The organism is Paenibacillus sp. OT2-17, from assembly GCF_009827695.1.
In the GTDB taxonomy this organism is placed as follows: Bacteria; Bacillota; Bacilli; order Paenibacillales; family Paenibacillaceae; genus Paenibacillus; species Paenibacillus polymyxa_B.
Genome location: NZ_WUDQ01000546.1, coordinates 1 through 2,492 on the forward strand (window position 1 = coordinate 1; position 2,492 = coordinate 2,492).

Annotated in this window: 2 protein-coding genes; both read left to right on the forward strand. The window is 48.2% G+C overall.

The window, feature by feature from the left end; genetic code table 11:
• On the forward strand, positions 1 to 849 hold an 849-nt coding region (locus tag GRP75_RS24365), incomplete at its 5' end, for a glucose PTS transporter subunit IIA (RefSeq protein ID WP_160790605.1).
• On the forward strand, positions 846 to 2,492 hold a 1,647-nt coding region (gene ptsP, locus GRP75_RS24370), incomplete at its 3' end, for a phosphoenolpyruvate--protein phosphotransferase (RefSeq protein WP_160790606.1). The genes GRP75_RS24365 and ptsP, both read left to right, overlap by 4 nt.

The following is a 2,492-nucleotide window of genomic DNA, read 5'->3' on the forward strand; positions in this document are numbered from 1 at the left end:
GTGGGAGTGGCATACGGGCTTGTGTATTATGTACTGTTTCGATGGGCTATCCGGCGGTTCCGTATTCCAACTCCTGGGCGCGAGGAAGGTTCGGTTCTGGAGGATTGGGCCGGCAATATTCCTTATAGTGCTCCGCTTATTTTGGAAGCACTTGGCGGGAAGGAAAATATTGTGCAGGTGGAGGCCTGCATCACACGTTTGCGGCTGACCGTCCACAATGACAGACTGATCGATACCGGAGCGATGAAGGCTTTGGGATCGGCCGGGCTTATCAATCTGGGTGGAGGTAATTTGCAGGTTGTATTCGGAACGTATTCAGAACTGATTCGTGAGGAAATCGCGAAGCTGATGGAGCGTGATCTCCCTCAAATTTTGTTCAACGCTCCTGTACATGGAAAAATGCTCCCGATTCATGAAGTGCCTGACAAAATTTTTGCGACGAAGCTGGTCGGGGACGGTGTTGCTTTTGTTCCTGAACGTGGTGAACTTGTGTCTCCAGTGTATGGTACTGTGATGCACTTGTATCCGACTATGCACGCTTTAGGCATCTCCACACGAGAGGGACTTGAGGTTCTGCTCCACATAGGGATTGATACTTCACAGCTAAAAGGAAATTTTACTGCTATGGTAGAAGCAGGCGATACGGTGGAACCGGGGCAATTGCTGATCAAATTTGATTTGCAGGCGCTGCGAGAGCAAGCTCCATCACTGGTGACTCCTATGGTCATCACGAATCCGGATCGCGTCAAGTCGTGGAGCTTTGCTCCGTTTAAAACAGTGAAAAAAGGTCAGGCCTCGGTAATGTCCGTTGTGCTGCATGACAGGAATGTTGGAGGGGTAGAAACATGATAGAAGGCATCGGCGCCGCAGCAGGTGTGGCAATCGGGAAGGCATTTGTCCTGCCGAGCTGGGAGTGGGATTTACCTGATCAAAAAATGGATGCGGTAGATCTTGCAAAGGAATTTGAACGGTTGTATGAAGGGATACGCACATCCAAAAGTGAGATCCAGTTTATTAAGGATGAGTTTCGAGAGATGGTGGGGCCGGAGGAATCCAGCATTTTTGATGCTCATCTTGCGATATTGGAAGATCCAGAATTCATGAATGAAATTCGCGGAATTATTGAGCGTCAGTATAAGGCGGCCGAGGTGGCCGTGAAGGAAGCCATTGATCATTTTGTAACAATGTTTGATTTACTGGATGATGAATATATGAAGGAGCGGGCAATCGATATCAAAGATGTGGGAAACCGGCTGCTCAAGCATTTGCTGGGTGCACCGGAAGTGACTCTTCCCAAGGATACACAGCCCTATATTCTGGTAGCCAAGGAGCTCTCACCCTCCCAATCGGCACACTTGAATCCTAGCTATGTTTTAGGGATTGTAACTATGAATGGTGGGAAAACATCACATTCTGCGATCATGGCCCGCGCACTTGGTATTCCACTCGTTTCAGGACTGGAGAGCAATCTGAATTTGCCCGTTCAAACGGGAGATATGATGGTTGTGGATGGAGACCTGGGCAAAGTTTATGTGAATCCGGAAAAAACGGTAACTGATCATTATAAAATTTTGCGTGACGAGCAGCGACGCAGAAAAGAGCAGCTTCAGGTGCTTGCTTCTGTAGATGCCGTGACCAAGGATGGAACCACCCTGAGGCTAGCGGCCAATATTAGTTCGATTAAAGAGCTGGAGGCAGCTTTGAAGCATGGCGCTCAAGGTGTGGGACTGTTCCGCACGGAGTTTTTATACATGGATCGCAAATCTGCGCCAGATGAAGAGGAGCAGTATGAAGTATATCGGCTGATAGCGGAAAAGGCAGGAAACCACTCTGTAGTCATCCGTACATTGGATATCGGTGGAGATAAGCCGTTGGACTATCTTCAACTACCAGAGGAAGAAAATCCTTTTCTAGGTTACCGTGCTATACGGATCAGTCTGGATTGGAAGGAATTGTTTAAAACCCAGTTGACTGCAATTTTAAGAGCCAGTGCAACGGGAAATATCAAGGTAATGTATCCGATGATCTCATCCGTGGAGGAGGTCCGCCAGGCAGATGCTCTTTTGAAGGAGGCTATGGCGGATTTGGATGCAAGAGGGCTTGCCTATAATCCGAACATTCAGCGTGGAATCATGATTGAGGTACCGGCAGCAGCGATGATCGCTGATCTATTGGCAGCTGAAACAGATTTTTTTAGTATCGGAACGAATGATCTGGTTCAGTATGTGCTGGCTGTAGATCGTATGAATGAGCAGATTGCACATATGTACCATCCATACCATCCAGCTGTACTTCGAATGTTGCGCATGACTGCACAAGCGGCACATCAAGCAGGAATTGATGTAAGTGTATGTGGTGAGATGGCTGGAGATGAACGTTCCGTTCCTCTTTGGCTGGAACTGGGGATACATCAACTCAGCATGTCTCCCCAATCTTTGTTGCGGGTCAAGCATCGTGTGCTGAATACGACTGCATCTGAGGCAACGACAGTC